Origin of the sequence: Nocardia sp. NPDC004568, from assembly GCF_040609955.1 — a bacterium.
Lineage (GTDB): Bacteria > Actinomycetota > Actinomycetes > Mycobacteriales > Mycobacteriaceae > Nocardia.
This window is the reverse complement of record NZ_JBEXLL010000015.1, coordinates 67,370-86,086: the sequence shown is the minus strand read 5'-3', so window position 1 is coordinate 86,086 and position 18,717 is coordinate 67,370. Positions and strand designations below refer to the sequence as shown.

The 18,717-nt window shown below is 69.2% G+C and carries 13 protein-coding genes; 5 read left to right on the top strand and 8 right to left on the bottom strand.

Translation table 11 applies throughout. The features are described from left to right. Positions 1-563: 563 nt before the first annotated feature. Positions 564-815, bottom strand: a complete 252-nt coding sequence (locus ABZV91_RS10355) for a hypothetical protein (RefSeq protein ID WP_355238437.1) — start codon at positions 813-815, stop codon at positions 564-566. A gap of 501 nt (positions 816-1,316) precedes the next feature. Here ABZV91_RS10355 and ABZV91_RS10350 point away from each other — a divergent pair. Then, positions 1,317-1,664, top strand: a complete 348-nt coding sequence (locus ABZV91_RS10350; protein ID WP_355238434.1) for a hypothetical protein — start codon at positions 1,317-1,319, stop codon at positions 1,662-1,664. Positions 1,665-2,175: 511 nt separating this feature from the next. On the opposite strand, the gene ABZV91_RS10345 is transcribed toward ABZV91_RS10350, so the two are convergent. From ABZV91_RS10345 to ABZV91_RS10320, 6 genes are all read right to left on the bottom strand, one after another. Beyond that, the gene (locus tag ABZV91_RS10345) at positions 2,176-5,994 is read right to left on the bottom strand and encodes a multifunctional oxoglutarate decarboxylase/oxoglutarate dehydrogenase thiamine pyrophosphate-binding subunit/dihydrolipoyllysine-residue succinyltransferase subunit (protein ID WP_355238431.1); all 3,819 of its coding nucleotides are present in this window, start codon (positions 5,992-5,994) and stop codon (positions 2,176-2,178) included. Between the two features lie 108 nt (positions 5,995-6,102). Further along, the gene (locus ABZV91_RS10340) at positions 6,103-9,747 is read right to left on the bottom strand and encodes an ABC transporter ATP-binding protein (RefSeq protein ID WP_355238428.1); all 3,645 of its coding nucleotides are present in this window, start codon (positions 9,745-9,747) and stop codon (positions 6,103-6,105) included. Between the two features lie 93 nt (positions 9,748-9,840). Then, on the bottom strand, positions 9,841-10,623 hold the full coding sequence (locus tag ABZV91_RS10335; RefSeq protein WP_355238425.1) for an ABC transporter permease: 783 nt from the start codon (positions 10,621-10,623) through the stop codon (positions 9,841-9,843). Then, on the bottom strand, positions 10,620-11,573 hold the full coding sequence (locus tag ABZV91_RS10330) for an ABC transporter ATP-binding protein (protein WP_355238422.1): 954 nt from the start codon (positions 11,571-11,573) through the stop codon (positions 10,620-10,622). Before ABZV91_RS10330 ends, ABZV91_RS10335 begins: the two co-directional genes overlap by 4 nt. Then, complete coding sequence (locus ABZV91_RS10325) at positions 11,570-12,346, bottom strand: hypothetical protein (RefSeq protein ID WP_355238498.1); 777 nt, start codon at positions 12,344-12,346, stop codon at positions 11,570-11,572. The genes ABZV91_RS10330 and ABZV91_RS10325 overlap by 4 nt, the downstream gene beginning before the upstream one ends. Before the next feature lie 170 nt (positions 12,347-12,516). Then, the gene (locus ABZV91_RS10320) at positions 12,517-13,542 is read right to left on the bottom strand and encodes a glutathione S-transferase C-terminal domain-containing protein (protein ID WP_355238420.1); all 1,026 of its coding nucleotides are present in this window, start codon (positions 13,540-13,542) and stop codon (positions 12,517-12,519) included. Between the two features lie 38 nt (positions 13,543-13,580). Here ABZV91_RS10320 and ABZV91_RS10315 point away from each other — a divergent pair, with 38 nt between their 5' ends. Together ABZV91_RS10315 and ABZV91_RS10310 are read left to right on the top strand one after the other, a co-directional pair. Continuing rightward, entirely contained in the window at positions 13,581-14,375 is a 795-nt protein-coding gene (locus ABZV91_RS10315; RefSeq protein ID WP_355238417.1) for an enoyl-CoA hydratase/isomerase family protein, read from the top strand. A 114-nt stretch (positions 14,376-14,489) separates the two neighbouring features. Continuing rightward, a complete protein-coding gene (locus ABZV91_RS10310) occupies positions 14,490-15,842 on the top strand; it encodes an AMP-binding protein (RefSeq protein ID WP_355238414.1) in 1,353 nt (450 codons plus the stop codon). Between the two features lie 3 nt (positions 15,843-15,845). Here the strand turns inward: ABZV91_RS10310 and ABZV91_RS10305 are convergent, their stop codons facing one another. Then, positions 15,846-16,604, bottom strand: a complete 759-nt coding sequence (locus tag ABZV91_RS10305; protein ID WP_355238411.1) for a tyrosine-protein phosphatase — start codon at positions 16,602-16,604, stop codon at positions 15,846-15,848. A 394-nt stretch (positions 16,605-16,998) separates the two neighbouring features. Between ABZV91_RS10305 and ABZV91_RS10300 the strand changes: the two genes are divergently transcribed. Continuing rightward, positions 16,999-17,496 carry a TetR family transcriptional regulator gene (locus ABZV91_RS10300; RefSeq protein WP_355238408.1) on the top strand — a complete coding sequence of 166 codons (498 nt, stop codon included), beginning with the start codon at positions 16,999-17,001 and terminating at the stop codon, positions 17,494-17,496. 39 nt (positions 17,497-17,535) lie between these two features. Then, on the top strand, positions 17,536-18,714 hold the full coding sequence (locus ABZV91_RS10295; protein WP_355238406.1) for an amino acid deaminase/aldolase: 1,179 nt from the start codon (positions 17,536-17,538) through the stop codon (positions 18,712-18,714). Positions 18,715-18,717: the final 3 nt, after the last annotated feature.

The window sequence follows — 18,717 nt, the reverse complement described above, 5'->3', positions numbered from 1 at the left end:
GGTCGGGATCTCGTCGCGGCCGAGGGCTGTACCCGAAATCTTCATCCACGCGGTTCGGCCCTGGTGGTGGGGTGGACGGTTACTCGCACCGCGCTGCTGTGCTCGAGCATGACCTCCGCGTCGCGAGCATGCGTTTTCCGACGACGAACAACAGGACCCAGACCCGGTCCCGGTCCTCCGCCGAGGAGGGCGCTGGTTTGTAATCGGCGCAAGGGGATCTCGCCTGCCATGCCAAACACTCTCCGCTGCACCGATACCAGAATCGATTGTCCGAACCTCCATCAGCGGCCACGCTCGGAATAGTGAGACACCGCGTGCGCCGCGTCGGTCCGGTAGGTGGTGACCACCGTACTCGGCGTCCATTCATGGCACGCCGCGAGAGACGGCGCGGGCGGGATCACCCTGCTGGATCGCACAGTGAACGGCCAACCCGGACCGGTGGCACAGTTGGACGGCGCCGTCGTCCCGGTGGACGCCTTCGACATCGCGGGCGGCCTGATCACTCGCATCCGGGCGATCCGGAACCCGGAGAAACTGTGGCCCTGGACGGCCGAGCGCGCGGATCAGGGCTCGCGGGCGACGCCGGGATGCCGGTATTCGAGGTACTCCGACGTCGGGTAGCTCGCGTCCAGTGTGACGTGCGCCTCCAACTCCGGATACGGCAGGTAGGCGCCCGACCGCGTCTGTTCGAGCCTGGTGGTGGGATGGACGACGCCGCGTACCGGGCCGATCAGATCGGTATGGCTGTGCAGGTACCCGGCGATGGACTCGACCAGCTTCGGATCCGTGACGCCCGACCCTTGGGTGACAAGCACCACCGGACGCCGCGACCCGGGGATGGTGTCGTCATCTCGTCGAACTCGGGACGGCGGGCAATCAGGTGGCCGAACTCCGCGCCACCCAACCGCACCGGTTCCGCACCCGTGCTGTGGTCGAGCATGACCTCCGTATCGAGAGCACGGAACTTACCGACGACGAAGAACGGGTTCGCATCCCAGTCCTCCACCAATGAGGACGCTCGTTTGTGGTCGGCGCTGGACAGCACCGGGACCCGGTTCGTGAAATGACCCAGCAATTGGCCGTCGGCCCACCGCGCGGCAGTGCGAGCATCGTCGAAGTTCGCCGGTATCCGCAGGCCGACGACTTCGCCGTGATCGTTGTGCAACGGCCGTACGACGACCCGGTCCGGATCGATCGGGATAGGTTGTCCGGAGAGGCCGAAGCCGCGCATCTTCGACGGTTCGGCGACCGCCGGCCAGCACGCGGTCGAACTGCTGCGCGCGCCGCAGCAGTGGCACAACCTCATACGCGAGTCCGTGGGCGACGAGTGGTATCACCGGCGCAAGGGGAATACCCACGGCGGCATCTGGGTCGGCGATGCCCATATTCTCGATCTCGGTCACCCGGTGATCAATCGGGATTACGAGTATGCCTCGCATATCGAAGGAGCAGCCGGCGTGTACCAGAGACAACAACGAGCGCTCCTCATCGGCAACGGGCAGCCCGCTTCGCACAACGGACCGCTGCACGAATACGGCCACGGTGCCGACCACTCGCTGGGAGACGCCAGCAAGAGACCGAACTACCAGGAAGTCCACGAGGCCACCATCCGGGTGCTGGACAACAGCGAGTACGAGGTGGTCCGAGAGGGTGCGAACCAGTAGCGGCACAAACCGGCGGAAACCTGGGCAGAGGGGTTTTCCTGGTTCTACGGAGAGCAGGGCTCTCGCCCGTTTCTCGGTTCGCAAGAGGCATCCGACCATGTGGCGTCTCGCCGACGGCGGCATAGTTCGCCGCCACACCACGGAACTTCCGGATGGGACGTTTGTCGACGGGACGATCCGCACAGATCCCACCGACCCCGCGTACGCGTACTGGGACGCGGCACTCACCCAGTGGGAACAGCAGTCCGGTGCCCGCGCCGCGGGGAGCTCTCCCGCCGGTGAGCCGCCGCCACCATCGGACCGGACCACCGCGAGCGCACCGGTCTGTCCGCCACCGAAAACCGACCGATAGCCCGACGCCGGTACACCTCGCCGACGACCGGCCGGCCCACCGACCTCTTCGACCGGGCCCGCACCCGGAAGCCGCGGGGGTGGCGCCGCAACGCGCGACGCCGGACGCACGCACCTTCCGTGGAAGGACGCACGCCCGGCGTCGGGTAGGTGCCGGGACTCACTCGGTGGGCGCGAACGCCTCCTCGATGATCTCGGCCTGTTCCACCGCGTGCACCTTGCTCGAACCCGAGGACGGGGCCGACATGGCACGCCGAGAGATACGGCGCAGGCGGCCCAGCCGCTCCGGCAGCAGCTCCGGCAGGTTCAGGCCGAAGAACGGCCACGCGCCCTGGTTCGCCGGCTCCTCCTGGACCCAGGCGATGTCGGTGGCGTTGGAGTACCGCTCCAAGGCCTCGTTCAGCCGGAACTTGGGCAGCGGATAGAGCTGCTCGACCCGGACGATGGCGACATCGTCACGCTTGCGCTTGGCCTTCGCGGCGGCCAGCTCGTAGTAGAGCTTGCCGCTGGTCAGCAGGATGCGCTTGACCGCGGCGCGGTCGCCGATGCCCTGTTCGTAGGTGGGCTCGTCGAACACCGAGCGGAACTTGGACTCGGTGAAATCCTTCAGATCGCTGACCACGGCCTTGTTGCGCAGCATCGACTTCGGGGTGAAGACGATCAGCGGACGGCGGATACCGTCCAGCGCGTGCCGGCGCAGCAGGTGGAAGTAGTTCGCCGGGGTGGACGGCACCGCCACCGTCATCGAACCCTCCGCGCACAGCTGCAGGAAGCGTTCGATCCGGCCGGAGGTGTGGTCCGGGCCCTGACCCTCGTGCCCGTGCGGCAGCAGCAGCACGACCTCCGACAGCTGGCCCCATTTGGCCTCACCGGAGGAGATGAACTCGTCGATGATCGACTGGGCGCCGTTGACGAAATCACCGAACTGCGCCTCCCACAGCACCAGGGCGTCCGGGTTACCCAGCGAATAGCCGTATTCGAAGCCGACGGCGGCGAATTCGCTCAGCGCCGAATCGTGCACCGCGAACCAGCCCGGGTTGGCGCTGTTGATGTTGTGCAGCGGGGTGTACTCGGCCGCGGTCTTGCGGTCGATGATCACCGAATGCCGCTGGGTGAAGGTGCCGCGGCGGGAATCCTGACCGGTCAGGCGGACCGCCCGGCCCTCGTCGATCAGGGTGCCGAAGGCCAGCAACTCGGCGAACGCCCAGTCGACCTTGCCCTCGTAGGCCATCTCGCGGCGCTTCTCCAGCACGGGCTGCACGCGCGGGTGCACGCTGAAACCGTCGGGCACGTTGAGGAACGCGTCGCCGATCCGCTGCAGCACCGATTTGTCGACCGCGGTGAGCACGGTGGACGGGATCTGCTGATCGTCCTCCACCGATTCGCTCGGACCCGGCGGGTATTTCTCCAGCTCCCGGACTTCGTTGAAGACCCGCTCCAGCTGGCCCTGGTAGTCGCGCAGAGCGTCTTCGGCTTCCTTCAGCGAGATATCACCGCGGCCGATCAGGCTCTCGGTGTAGCTCTTGCGGACGCTGCGCTTGGTGTCGATGACGTCGTACATGTACGGCTGGGTCATCGAGGGGTCGTCGCCCTCGTTGTGGCCACGACGGCGGTAGCAGATCAGGTCGATGACCACGTCCTTGCGGAACTTCTGCCGGAAATCGACCGCCAGGCGGGCCACCCAGTCGCAGGCCTCCGGGTCGTCGCCGTTGACGTGGAAGATCGGGGCGCCGATGAACTTCGCGATATCGGTGGAGTACTCGGTGGAGCGGCTGTTCTCCGGGGCCGTGGTGAAACCGATCTGGTTGTTCACCACGATGTGGATGGTGCCGCCCACGCGGTAGCCGCGCAGACCCGACAGGTTCAGCGTCTCGGCCACCACGCCCTGACCCGCGAACGCGGCGTCACCGTGCAGCATCAGCGGCACGACCGAGAAGCCCTCGGGGCCGTCGCCCTTGTCCAGCAGATCCTGCTTGGCGCGGACCAGACCCTCGAGCACCGGATCGACCGCTTCCAGATGCGAGGGGTTGGCCGTCAGCGAGACCTCGATCTCGTTGTCGCCGAACATCTGCAGGTAGTTGCCGCGCGCACCGAGGTGGTACTTCACATCGCCCGAGCCGTGGGTGGCGGCCGGGTTCATATTGCCCTCGAACTCGGTGAAGATCTTCGAGTACGGCTTGCCGACGATATTGGCCAGCACATTGAGGCGGCCGCGGTGCGGCATACCGATGACGACCTCGTCGAGCGAATGCTCGGCGCACTGGTCGATCACCGCGTCCATCATCGGGATGACGGTTTCGGCGCCCTCCAGCGAGAAGCGCTTCTGGCCCACGTATTTGGTCTGCAGGAAGGTCTCGAACGCCTCGGCCGCGTTCAGCCGGTTCAGGATGTACTTCTGCTGGGCGACCGTCGGCTTGACGTGCTTCTGCTCGACCCGGTTCTGGATCCACTCCAGCTGATCGGTCTCCAGGATGTGGGTGTACTCCACGCCGACGTGGCGGCAGTAGGAGTCGCGCAGCACCGACAGCACATCACGCAGCTTCATCCGCTCTTCGCCGTGGAAGCCGCCCACGTTGAACTGGCGGTCCAGGTCCCACAGGGTGAGCCCGTGCTGGGTGACATCGAGGTCGGGGTGGCTGCGGAACTTGTCCTTGACCAGGCGCAGCGGATCGGTGTCGGCCATCAGGTGGCCGCGGTTGCGGTAGGCGGCGATCATCTCGAGCACGCGGGTGCTCTTGTCGACGCCGCGTTCCTTGACGTCCTTGCGCCAGCGGATCGGCTCGTACGGAACGGCCAGACCGTGGAAGATCTCGTCGTAGAACTCGTCGGCGATCAGCAGATTGTGGATGGTGCGCAGGAAATCACCGGATTCCGCGCCCTGGATGATGCGGTGATCGTAGGTGGAGGTCAGGGTCATGAGCTTGCCGATGCCGATCTCGGCGATCCGCTCGTCGCTCATCCCCTGGAACTCCGCCGGGTACTCCATGGCGCCCGCGCCGATGATCGCGCCCTGGCCCTGCATCAGGCGGGGCACGGAGTGCACGGTGCCGATGGTGCCGGGGTTGGTCAGCGAGATGGTGACCCCGCTGAAGTCCTCGGCGGTCAGCTTGCCGTCGCGCGCGCGGCGGACGATGTCCTCGTAGGCGGTGTGGAACTGACCGAAGGTCATCTCCTCGGTGCCCTTGATGGCGGCGACGACCAGCGACCGGCTGCCGTCTTTACCGGGCAGGTCGATGGCCAGACCGAGGTTGGTGTGCGCGGGGGTGACCGCGTTCGGCTTACCGTCGACCTCGGCGAAATGCCGGTTCATGTTCGGGAACGCCTTCACCGCCTGCACGATCGCGTAGCCGAGCAGATGGGTGAAGGAGATCTTGCCGCCCCGGGTGCGGGCGAGATGGTTGTTGATGACCAGCCGGTTGTCGATCATCAACTTGGCCGGCACGGCCCGCACGCTGGTGGCGGTCGGGATGCTCAGCGAGGCCGACATGTTCTTGGCGACCGCGGCGGCGGCGCCGCGCAGCACCTTCTTCTCGTCGGCGGCGGGGGCCGGCTTCGGCGCGCCCGAGGTGGGGGCGGCGTTGGAAGACGGGGCCGGCGTGGTCTGCGGGGCCCGCTGCTGGGTGGCGGCGTTGGTGGTCCGCGCGGAGGTGGTGGCGGCCGGGGCCGCCTTCGGTGCGGCAGCCGGAGCGGAGCTGCTGGACGGCGCGTTCGGCGCGGCGGCCCGCGTCCGGACAGAAGCGTTTTCGGCGGGCACAGCGGCGGGGGCGGATTTCACCGCCGAGGTCGGGGTCGCCGCCGGCGCGGACTGGGTGTTACCGGAATCACCGGAGATCTCGGGGGTGTAGTCGGCGAGGAACTCGTGCCAGCTGGCGTCGACCGAGGATGGATCCTGTTTGAACTTCTGATACATCTCGTCGACCAGCCACTGGTTCTGACCGAACTGGGATTTTGAGCTGCTCACAGCAGGTGTTCGCCTCATTTCGTTCTTCGCGCTGCGACGTTTGTGACGTGCCCGGCACCGGGCCTCGGTGGATGGTTACCGATACGCCCTGCAGACGAGGATATGCCCCCGCGCACATCCACTCGGTCACCGACCACCGGACAATCCCGACCTCATTGTTGACGACTCGTCCTCGACCGAGAATATTCCGTCGCCGCTTCCGGCCGCTGTCCAGAGGCGGGCATAGTGCCCGTCGGCCGCCACGAGCTCGGCATGGGTGCCTATTTCCACGATCCGGCCGTGCTCCACGACGGCGATCCGATCCGCCCGCGCGGCCGTGGCGAGACGGTGCGCGACCACCACGGTCGTGCGGTGACGGGCCAGCGATCCGGTCGCGGCCAGCACTTTTTCCTCGGTATCGGGGTCGAGGGTGGCGGTCGCCTCGTCGAGCAGCAACAGATCGGGGTCCACCAGCTGGGCGCGCGCCAGGGCGATGAGCTGACGCTGACCCGCCGAGAGCCCACGGCCGCGCTCGCCCACCGGACGTCCGAATCCGCCGGGGAGACCGGCGATCATCTCCCGCGCACCGACCGCGCGGGCGGCCGCCTCGATCTCCGCCTCGGTCGCGGAAGGTTTCCCGAACGCGATGTTGCTCGCGATATCGCCGGTGAACAGGTGAGCTTCCTGCGGGACCATCCCGAGCCGGGCGCGGTAGCGGTCCAGCCGGTAGTCGCGGATATCGACGCCGTCCACCCGGATGACCCCGGTATCGGCGCCGGAGAGGTCGTAGAGGCGGGCGAGCAGTTTGACGATGGTGGATTTTCCGGCGCCGGTCGCGCCCACCAGGGCCAGCGATTCACCGGGCGCGACCGTCAGATCCACATCGTCGAGCGCGAAACGCTCGGTGCCCGGGTAGCGGAAACGCACCGCGTCGAGGGCCAGATCGCCGCGCAGACCCGCGGTGATCGGGTCGGCGCCGGGCGGGTCGGCGCCGATCGAGGACGGGGTGCGCAGCAGATCACCGATGCGGCGCAGGCCCACGCGCGCCTGCTGGTAGCCGTCGAAGACCTGCGACAGCTGCTGGACCGGACCGAACAGCAGTTCCAGATACAGCACGAAAGCGACCAGGGTGCCGGTGCTGGTGGTGCCGGCGGCCACCGCGTGCGCGCCGGTGAACACCACCAGGGCCAGTGCCAGGTCGGTCCACGCCGCCACGAACGCGAAGTACAACGCGATGGCGCGCTGGGCCCGCATCCGGCTGCGCCGGTACTTCGTGGAGTACTCGGCGAACCGGTGCGCCGCGAGTCGTTCGTGCCGATTGGCCTGTACGGCCCGCAGCCCCGCGATGTTCTCCTGGAAATCCGCGTTGACCGTGGAGACCCGTTCCCGCGAGACGGTGTAGGCCACCGAGGCGACGCGCCGGAACACCGCGGTGGCGATGATCAGCGGCGGAAGCACCCCGAGCAGCACCACCAGAGCCAACCGCAGATCGATCACCACCAGGGCGACCGCGATACCGGCCAGCGACAGCACGCTCACCAGCGCGGTGGACACTCCGGTCTGCAGGAAGGTGGACAAGGCGTCCACATCGGTGGTCATCCGGGTCATGATCCGGCCGGACAGTTCGCGTTCGTAGTAGTCCAGACCGAGCCGCTGCAGGTGGGCGTAGCTGCGGATACGCAGTCCGTACAGCACCCGTTCGCCGGTGCGGGAGGTGAACAGGGTGGTCGCGGCGGCCACCAGCCAGCCCGCCAGCACCAGCCCGGTACCGAGGACGGCCGACCAGGTGAGAGCGCTCGGCTGCGCACCGGAGACACCGGCATCGATGGCATGGCGCACCAGCGGCGGAAAACCGATCCCGATCAGGGCGTCCAATGCCAGCAGGGCCACCGAGGCCAGCACCAGGGTGCGCACCGGCCACAGCAGCCGGCCGAGCCGGAACCCCGGATCCGGTTCCCGCAACCGGGAGGCGTCCAGACCCGGCCGCTCGGTGGCGGCGGGCAGCGCATCGATGGCACGCAGCAGTTCGGGGGTCGCGCCGAGGTCGGGCGTGGGGCCGAAGCGGTCGGCGGACGCGGGCGGGGGCAGCCGGTCGGGCTGGTAGACCGGGCCGGCGACCGGCACCGTGTCCGGTTGCGGCAGGCGGATCACCCGGTCGGCGTGGGCGAGGGTCGACTCGCGGTGGGCCAGGATGATGGTGGTGCGGGCGCCCTGATCGGGCAGTGCGCCGAAAATAGCCGCCTCGGTGACCGCGTCCACCGCGGAGGTGGCGTCGTCGAGCACCAGAATGCGCGGGCGAGCCAGTAACGCCCGGGCCAGGGCGATGCGCTGCCGCTGGCCGCCGGAGAGGGTGAGCCCGCGTTCCCCGACGACGGTGTCGTAGCCGTCCGGGAGCTGTTCGATGAACTCGTCGGCGGCGGCCTGCCGTGCCGCGGCCCGGATCTCCTCGGGCGTGGCGTCGGGCCTGCCCAGGGCGATATTGGCGGCCACGCTGGAACTGAACAGGAACGGATCGTCGAAGACCACCCCCACCGCGGCCCGCAGTTGCGCCGCGGACACCTCCGCGATGTCCACCGGCTGCGCGCTACCGGTGCCCAGCAGCCGGATCCGGCCGGCATCGGGTGCGTAGAAACGGGGCAGCAGCAGCGACAGCGTGGTCTTACCCGACCCCGCCGGACCGATGATCGCCACCGTCTCACCCGGCCGGACCCGCAGGTCCAGGTCGCGCAGCACCGGTTGCGCGGGATCGAAGCCGAAGCTCACCCCGTCCAATTCGATACCCAGCGGGCCCTCCGGCACCGGCACCGGCCGCGGCGGATCGGCCACCGCCGGACCCGCGTCGATCACCTGATACACCCGTTCGGCCGCGGCCCTGGTGAGCTGGGCCATGATGATCACCGAGGCCATGGTGCGGGCGGTGGTGGTCATGGTGGTGACGTAGGCGCTGAACGCGAGGAAGGTGCCGAGGCCGATCTGGCCGTGCAACGCGAGCCAGCCGCCCACCGCGATCACCACCACCAGACCCGCCTGCGGGATGGCCGCCAGCGTGGGGGAGAAGCGGGCGTTGATCCGGGCCGCGCGCATCCGCTCGGCGAACAACCGGCGGCCGTGCTGTTCCAGCACATCGACCATGCGGGCTTCCTGGCCGAAGCCTTTCACCACCCGGACCCCGGTGACCGTCTCCTCCACGTGCTGGGCGAGTTCGGCGGCCCGCTGCTGGGCCGACCAGGTCGCGGCGTGCAGCCGGGGCCGCATCCGGTACACCACCGCGATCACCAGCGGCACCATCAGCAGCGCCACCGCCGCCAGCGGCGGGGACAGCCACAGCATCACCGCGCCGGCGAGCAGGAACTGCAGAAACGACATTCCCGAGAGCGGTGCCATCGCCAGCAGCGACTGCACCAGCTGCAGATCGGTGATCGAGCGGGAAACCACCTGGCCGGTGCGCAACGCGTCCTGACCCGCGCCGTCGAGCCGCTGCAATGATCCGAGCAGCTGCACGCGCAGGCCGTGCTGGACGTCGAGGGACAGCTTGCCGGCCAGCATCCTGCGTCCGAAGGACGCGGCGAACCGGCCCGACGCCAGCAGGGCCAGCAGCCCGGCGACGATACCGATCACCCGGGTGGCACCGCTGGTCGCCGAATCCACGGCCCATTTGGTGAGCAGCGGTGCGATGATCTCGGCCGCCGCGCCGGCCACCAGGGCTACGGCGATACCGGCCAGCGTGCCCCCGTACCGCCGGCACTCCGACCACAGCCTGCGGAGCCATCCCGGCCGCGCGCCGCTACCCATGAGCCCCCCTTACACCTCGACCTGTCATCGACCATAACGACGCCCGGTGACGAGGTCTTGTTCCCGGCGGCCCGCCGGGAAGGACTCAGCGCCTCACAGTTCGGCCCGGCGCAGCGCCCACCAGCCGGCCGCGCCGACCCCGAGGGACCACAGCAGCAGCACCACGATCGCGGCCGGAGCGGGAGCCAGCAGATCGCTGTCGGCGAACGAGCCGACCAGCACGGTGCTCAGTGTCGCCGAGCCGGGCAGCAGCGTCGCCGCGCCCGGCAGCCCTATCCCGGCCGTCACCACCCACAGCAGCGGTTCGGCGAGCAGAACCCAGACCAGCACCGCGCCGACCGCCAACGCCGGCGAGCGCAGCAGCAGCCCGAGCCCGGTGCCGATCACCGCCCAGCACACCGCGGCGAGCAGGCCGCCACCGAGTACCGCGAACAACGCGGCGGTGATCTCGAATTTGCCGCGCCCGAACAGCAGCAGGCAGACCACCGCCACGATCTCGACCGCCAGCGCGGTCACGGCGGCGGCAGCAGCGGTCACCAGGTATTTCGACCCGGCCAGCCGGTCCCGGTCCACCGTGAACAGGGCGGTGATCACCAGCGTGTTGTGCTGATGTTCGCCCGCCGCGCCCGCGGCCCCGAAAATACCCGCCGCGACCGCGACCGCGACCAACGCCAGATACAGCCCGATGGTCGCGGCACCGGTGACCGGATCGCTGTCGGGGTCACGTGGCCCGGCCATGATCGCGGTCACCGAAGCGGCCACGATCGTGCCGGCGACCAGGGACCCGGCCAGGACCCGGGGATAACGCAGGGTCACCGCTTTGCGGTACTCGGACAGAACCGGCGGAACAAGCTCCGCGGGTACGACGTCGATCATCGGGCAACCCCGTACGGCAGAGGAGTGGACGGCGGCATACCGGGTCCGACCGGCTGCGGCGCGGCCGCGTGGGTCAGAGAGGCGAGCACCCGGTCGGGATGGATCCGGTCGGCGACTATACGGTCCAGCCGGACATCGGCGGCGCGGGCGGCGGCCACGATATCGTCCTCGGTCGCCTCCGCTACGGCCAATTGATCGTCGGGCCGGATCACCGCGTCGGTGAAACCGCGGGCGGCCAGGGCCGTTGCGACCGCGATGGACGACGAGGACGCCACCACCAGACGGTCCGGGTTACGGCGCCGCAGCCGTGCCGGGCTGCCCTGATAGACCACCGACCCGTTGCTCAGCACCACCAGATGGTCCGCGATCGGCAGCGCCGTCACCAGGCTGGGCGTGGTGAACAGCACGGTGCCGCCGCGCCGCGTGTGGTCGCGCAGGAACCCCTGCAACCAGGACAGTTCACCCAGTGACATACCCGCGGCGGGATCGTCGAGTACCAGCAACCGGGGGTCGGGCAGCAGTGCGGTGGCCAGGGCCGCCCGGGTCTCCTCGCCGGGAGTCAGATCGTCGGGGACGGCGCGGGCGCGCTCGGTGAGGCCGGTGATCTCCAGCACGGCGCGCACCCGGCGGTCCGGGCATCCGGCCGCGGCGGCATAGACCCGCAGATGATCGCGGACCGTACGGCGCGGATGCAGACCGCGCGGGGCGAGAACGGCGCCCACCGTCGCACTGTCGCGGCCGCCGGCCACCGTGGCCGACCCGGCCGTCGGCGGGAGCAGACCCAGCAGGATCCCGGCCACCGTCGATTTCCCGGAACCGGGCGGGCCCACCAGCGCCGCGCAGGTGCCCACCGCGACATCGAAGGAGATGTCCTGGGCACCGATGGCGAAATCCTCGTACCGCTTGGTCAGACCCCGGACCGTGATCGCCGGGCGGGCCGAGGGCGTCACCGGGGCCCGGCCGGGGGCTCGGTCCCGCGCCCACGCACCGCGACCTCGTCGCGCGGCAGCTCGCTCGGAGCACCCTGCGGCAGCGACTTCGTCGGCTGCTCCAGTGCGGGCGGCAGCTGCGCGTCGATCACCATCTCGTCGGGGAAGTACGCCGGTGCCGGGCCGAATGCCTTGCGGGCGTTGTTCACGGTCGCCTTACCCAGCGCCCGGTTACCGACCCCGCCGATCACCGCGCCGATCCCGGCGGGCACCACCTTGCCGGCCATCAACGCGGCACGTTTGGTGATGAAGCGGACGATGAACCGCTTGAGCAGCGAATCGTTCATCCCGGACAGGCCCGGGATCTTGTTCGCGAACACGGTGCCCCAGTTCTTGGCCGAGGTACCGACACTCTTCTGGACGATCTCCATCCCGCTGTCCCCGAGCACCACCGCGAGCACCAGCGCCCGCCGCTGCTCGGTGTTCTCCGGCCGCACCCCGTGCACCGACGCCACCGCCAGCGTGAACAACGCGGACGCCTCCATGAAGAACGTCGTCTCCGCGCTCACCGCCGCCAACGCGGCGAGGGTCCCCACCCCGGGAATCGCGGCCGACGCCCCGACGGCGCTACCGCTACCGGTCACCGCCAGCAGATACTGGCGTTCCAGCCGCTCGACGAGCTGCGCGGGCGACTCGTCCGGATGTGCGCGCCGCAAGCGCGCGACATACTTGGCGACGGCGGGTGCTTGTAGCCGGGAACCGTGGTCCAGCGCCTCGACCACGGCCTTTTCCAATGCCCCGTTACGCACGGCGTCATCCCTCCTCTTCGGCCTCTGTGCACTGTAGGGCACCGAGGCCGTACGTTCGCTCTGACTGGTAACGGATTACCCGTATCGGGGGTTCCGATTCGCCGGACACGATGTCGGGGGAGCCGGACCGTCTGTAGTCGTGTGCATGGTGCCGACTAACGGGGCCCGTGTTCCGCCGGGACCACTTCGGCCGGGAGGGGAGGCGGCGGGGGTGTGCCGTCGCCGAAGGGGCGGCCGCCGAGGGATTCGCGGCCGTGGGGGGTGAGCCAGTTGGAGAGGTTCGGGCCCTTGGGGACCACCCGGGTCGGATTTATATCGGTGTGGACCTTGTAGTAGTGGTCCTTGATCTGGGTGAAATCGATGGTGTCGCCGAAACCTGGGGTTTGGAACAGGTCTCGGGCGTAGGCCCACAGGACCGGCATCTCGCTGAGTTTGCTGCGGTTGCATTTGAAGTGGCCGTGGTACACGGGGTCGAAGCGGGCCAGGGTGGTGAACAGGCGGATATCGGCTTCGGTGATGGTGTCGCCGACCAGGTAGCGCTGCCCGGTCAGGCGGTCCGACAGCCAGTCCAGGGCGGTGAAGAGGCGATCGTAGGCGGCGTCGTAGGCGTCCTGGGCGCCGGCGAAACCGCAGCGGTACACGCCGTTGTTCACCTCCCGGAAGACGCGGGCGTTCACCTCGTCGATCTCGGCGCGCAGCGGTTCCGGATAGAGCTGCGGTGCTCCCTCGCGGTGGTATTCGGTCCATTCGAGGGAGAAGTCGAGGGTGATCTGGGCGTAGTCGTTGGTGACGACCTGGCCGGTCGGTACGTCGACGATCGCCGGCACGGTGATGCCGCGCGGATAGTCGGGGAAGCGGGCCAGGTAGGCGTCGCGCAGGCGTGGGATCCGCAGGACCGGGTCCACGCCGCCGGGGTCCAGGTCGAAGGTCCAGCTGAGTTTGTCGTGGGTGGGTCCGCACAGGCCCAGTGAGATCGCCGATTCCAGACCGAGCAGCCGGCGCGCGATGAGAGTGCGGTTGGCCCACGGGCAGGCGCGGGCGGCGACCAGCCGATACCGGCCGGGTTCGACCGGGTAGCCGTCGCGGCCGTCGGCGGTGATCCGGGTGGTGATGTAGTTGGTGTCGCGTCTGAATTCGCCCGGTTCGACGTAGGTGCCCTGTGCGGTGTCCGAATCCGTCATGCCACCAGTCTCGCAGGGCGGGCCCATAAGCTGGCGGCATGAGCGCTAGCAAACCCACCCGGCTGGAACGTACGGTCACCGCGGGCGGTGCCGAAGTCGCCACCTTGACGTTGGCGAGCCCGCCATTGAACCTGTTCGATCAGGCCATGTTCGACGCGCTGGTCGCCGATCTCGCGGACCTCTCGGCGCGGCCGCCGCGCGCGCTGCTGATCCGGGCCGAGGGCACAGTGGTCTCGGGCGGGGTGGATGTGCACACATTCGACGGTCTCGGCGCGGCGCAGGGAGCCCAGCTGTGGCAGGACCTGTTCGCCCGGATCAGCCATCCGATCGAGGCGCTGCCGTGCCCGGTGCTGTTCGCCGCGCATGGGCTCACCCTCACCGCGGCATTCGAGATCGCGCTGGCCTGCGACCTGATCCTGGCCGCGCCGAAGGCGAAGTTCGGGCTGGTGGAGATCGTGGTCGGGCTGACGCCGTCGATGGGCGGGCCGCAGCGGCTGGCCGAACGGGCCGGGTCGGGCCGGGCCCGGGAACTCGTGATGACCGGCGACCTGTACGACGCGCAGACCCTGCGCGACTGGGGTGTGGTGAACCAGGTCCACGAGGATCTGGACAGCGCGGCGGTAGCGCTGGCCCACCGGCTGGCCGAGGGACCCACCCGTGCGCATGCCGCCACCAAACGGATCGTCGAAGCGTGGCGGTCCGGCGGGGTGGCGCACGCGGATTCGGTGACACCTCAGGTGTCCGGTGACCTGTTCGACACCGAGGATCTCCCGCGTGCGGTGCGCAGCTTCCTGGAAGAGGGGCCCGGGAAGGCGACCTACCGGGGGCGCTGACGCGCCGGATGACGATTTCGTCGTCGATCCTGGCGATTCGCCGACTCCGCACCCGGATTTGTGATCTGAGTCATATAGTCACAGGTGCAGACTGTTCGACTGTGCGGAGGTCCGATGCAAGGCGGTACGACCACGATCATCGGGCCCGCGGCCGGTCCGTCCGGCGCGGCGCGGCAGTCCGGCGGTCCGCCCGGCGGGCGGCCGGACCTGGTGGAGTTCCATATCGTCGACGACGGTGCCGCGGCGCGGCTGTCCCGGGGCGCGGACGGCATCCTGCGCTACGGCAACCTCAGCCCCGCGCTGACCGAACTCCTCGATCTCCAGGTGCACGCGTTCTCCCAGCGCGAGGCCGTGGTCGAGGTCGGCGGGGGCCGCCTCACCTACCGGGAGCTGTGGCATTCGGCGTCCCGGGTGGCCGGCGGGCTGCAGGAGCACGGGATCGGCTACGGGGACCGGGTCGCGGTGCATATGCCGCCGGGCGTGCGCTGGGTGCAGGCGTTCCTCGGGGCGCTGCTCAGCGGGGCGGTACCGGTTCTGGTCCATCACGGGCTGCCGCGTGAGTCGGCCGACAAGGTCATCGCCGACAGCGATGCCGATTTCGTCCTGGGTGCGCCCGACCGGGGTTGCGGTGCCACCCGTAGCGACAGTCGCTGGGCCCCCGATCTACCCGACGGCGCCGCGTTCATCGACGACGGCGCCGCGCTCGGTGATCTGGCACTGCTCTGTTACACCAGCGGGGCCGGGGCGGGCGTGGCGCCGACCGGGGTGGAACTGACCAACGAGAATCTGCTCTCCGCGATCCGGTCGATGGTCGCCGCCCTCGATCTGCCCACCGACGGTATGCGCAACCTCGTGCTGCAACCGCTGGCCCACGCCAGCGGCTGTGTCGATCAGCTGCTGCCCACCTTCGCGGTGGGCGGCACGGTGGTCCTGGCTCAGGGCGCCGGTGCGGTGGCGGCGGCGATCGCCGACGAAGGTGTGGATACGCTCGCCGCCAGCACCCGGGTGCTCGGCGGTCTGTTGCCGGAGCTGGCCGCGGGCCGTGCCGACGGATTGTGCACCGATCGGGTGGTCCGGATCAGCACGGCCGGTCGTCACGCCGAGACCGGGGAGCCCGCTCCGGGGTCCGCCGGTGATCTCGGTGCCGTCTTCCCCTCGGCCCGGCAGTGGTCGGTGTGGGGCGCGACCGAGACCAGCGGGATCGGGCTCGCGCTGGGGCCGACCGCCGGGCAGGCTTCCGATGCCGACGGCACCGTACTCGGGTTTCCGTTCGGCGGTACCGAGCTGGCGCTGTGCGGACCGGAGGCCGCGTCGGGACGTGGCGAGCTGCTGTGCCGCGGCCCCAATGTCACCAGGCGCTACTGGAACGATCCACAGCGCACCGCGGACCGCTTCACCGGCAGCTGGTTCCACACCGGCGACCATGTGCGCATCGGTACCGACGGTCTGGTCCGGCGCAGCGCCTGAGGGTCAGGCGACGAGTCGCTCGCGCAGCCGGTCGCGCAGGTCGGGTGTGAGTCCCACGGCGGTCAGGTAGGCCTCGAAATCACCGTGCAATTCGATACCGGATTCCAGTCCCGCCCGCAGGTACTCCTCCCGTACCTCGAGCACGGCCTGCGGCAGGTCCGCGCCGAACTCGTCCTTCAGCGAGGTGCGCAGTTCGGCGACCGCCTGATTGCTCAGCAGATAGTCGCCGAGAATCTCGGACTCGGCGACCCCGACCGCGCGCAGCAGCGTGGCGATGGTCCAGCCGGTGCGGTCCTTACCCGCGGCACAGTGCACCAGGACGGCTCCGCGGTCGGCGACGATCGCCTCGGCCAGGGCGGTGATGGCGGCGTGTGCCTCGGGCCGCGCCGGGAAGTTGCGGTACACATCCATCATGTAGGCCAGTGCGGCGCCCGGCGCGTCCTGGCGGCCGGCGCCCGCCTCGTGCGGCGGCGCGGTGACCGTCCCGTCGTCGTACGGGGTGATGCTCAGCGTGATCTCCGGCGGCAGCCGGTCGGCGCCGGCGCGTTCGATCTCTCGGTGGCCGCGCAGATCGTGGACCGCTCCCACACCCAGTTCCCGGAGGGTGGCGTGGCCGGTGTCGTCGAGCCGGCTGAGTTGGGCCGAACGGAGCAGGACTCCGGGTCGTGTCGTCCCGCCGCCGCGCAGACGCAGTCCACCGAGATCTCGAAAGTTGAAAGTGCCGCTGATCCGGAGATGCCCGGCGAGGGGAGAGCTTGTCACCGCCTCAGGCTAACCGGCGCCCGACCGTGCGCGTTGTGTGATGCCGCACAGCGGGCGAAGATCGCCGAGACCCGGTCGTAGACTGACCGATGGTCTCTGTCATGAGGCGCTGTGGCGGTACGGGTACGTCGCCCGGGGGGCGGTCCAGGGTGGGCCGGACGCACGTGTACCGGGTTACCGGGGTGCGCGGTATCGGTCCCTGAGGGGCCGTGAAAACAGTCTTCGGGTATGGGTTTCCCGTCAGAACTGTTCTCAAACCCTGAAAACCTTCTAATATCGAGAAGACGGATCGGATAGGCTGCAACTTCCCGACTATGCCTACCGATCCGGCCGGCCACTTCGGTGCCGAGTTTTCGGTCCGGAGTGTGCGAGTTGTTTGCCGAGGGAGCTTGCGTTGGGCGTACGTGGAGAAATAGCGGAGGTCCGGATCCGGTCGGCCGTGCGTGAAGCGGTCGATCATGCAGACGCGGTAATGGATATCACCGGATTACGGGCGTTGCGGGTATTGCTGCACGCGGGGGTGAGTGCCTACTGGCCGCTGGTCAAGTCGACGCCGGTACAGCAGATCCACGCCTACTCCAAGACTGTGCAGTCCCTGTGCCGGCACTGGGACTCGACCGCGGAGTACGTGCCCGACCCGGTGATCTCCGAACGGCAGCGGGCCCAGCAGCGCGCCGTGGTCGAGTGGCTGGAGCTGTGTGCCGCCCGCTCGGGCACCCGCTGGATCGAGCCGGTCGATTCGGTGGCGTCCTACGTGATCATGGTGGTCCAGGGCTCGGTGCTGCGGTGGCTGGCCGATTGCGACGACGAGGTCGTCCTCGTCGCCTTCGATGATCTGGTCTCCAATCTGGTCACCCGCGCGATCGACGCCGGAAACACCTCGTCCCGATAAAGCTGGACGTTCGACCAGTACAGTGGTTGAGTAGTCCGGGTGAGCGCGACCTCGCCGATTGCCCCACTGCACGCCGCAACCGCGGATCTCGAGCCGCCCCTGGCCGCGGTGGACCTCACCGCCCTGCGGGCCAATGCCGCCGACCTTGTGCGCCGGGCCGCGGGCCGGCCCATCCGGGTGGCCAGTAAATCGGTGCGCTGCCGCGCGGTTCTGGAGGAAGTGCTCGGCACCGGTCTGACCGCCGCGGGCGGCTTCGCGGGGCTTATGTCGTACTCGCTCGCCGAAGCGATCTGGCTCGTCCGGCAGGGCGCGCGTGATGTGCTGCTCGGGTACCCCAGCGCCGATCGCGCGGCGCTGGCCGAACTCGGCGGCGACCCGACCCTGCGCGAGGCGATCACGCTGATGATCGACGATGTGGCGCAACTGGACCTCGTCCGTGCCGCGCTCGGTAGCGCGGCCGTACATCCCCGCGTCTGCCTGGACGTCGACGCCTCGCTGCGAATCGGTCCCGTACACCTCGGGGTGCGCCGCTCGCCGATCCGGACCCCGGAGCAGGCGGCGGATCTGGCCGAGACGGCCACCGCCCGCGGGTTCCGGGTGGTCGGACTGATGACCTACGAGGCGCAGATCGCCGGGCTGCCGGACACCTCGCTGCCGGTGCGGCTGGTGAAGAAGGCCTCCGCCCGGGAGATCGGCCGGCGTCGCGGTGCCGTGCTGGACGCGGTACGGGCGGTGACCGGACCGCTCGAGATCGTCAACAGCGGCGGAACCGGTTCGATCGAATTGTCCGCCGCCGCACCGGGAGTCACCGAGATCACCGCGGGTTCGGGTCTCTACGTACCGACCCTTTTCGATGGATATCGATCGTTCCGGCCAAGGCCCGCATTGTATTTCGCGTTGCCGGTCCTGCGCCGTCCCGCGTCCGGAATGGTCACGGTCTTCGCCGGGGGATATATCGCTTCCGGGCCGGCCGGGGCGACACGCGTGCCCGAACCGGTGTGGCCGAAGGGTTTACGGCTACTGGGCACGGAAGGGGCTGGTGAGGTACAGACGCCGCTGGCCGGAGCCGCGGACCTCGCCATCGGGGACCGGGTGTGGTTCCGGCACGCCAAGGCCGGTGAGCTGTGCGAACGGTTCGACCGGTTGTATCTGGTGGACGGAGACGGCTCGCGCGCGGCGGTACCTACATATCGCGGCGAGGGTAAATGTTTCGGATGAGGG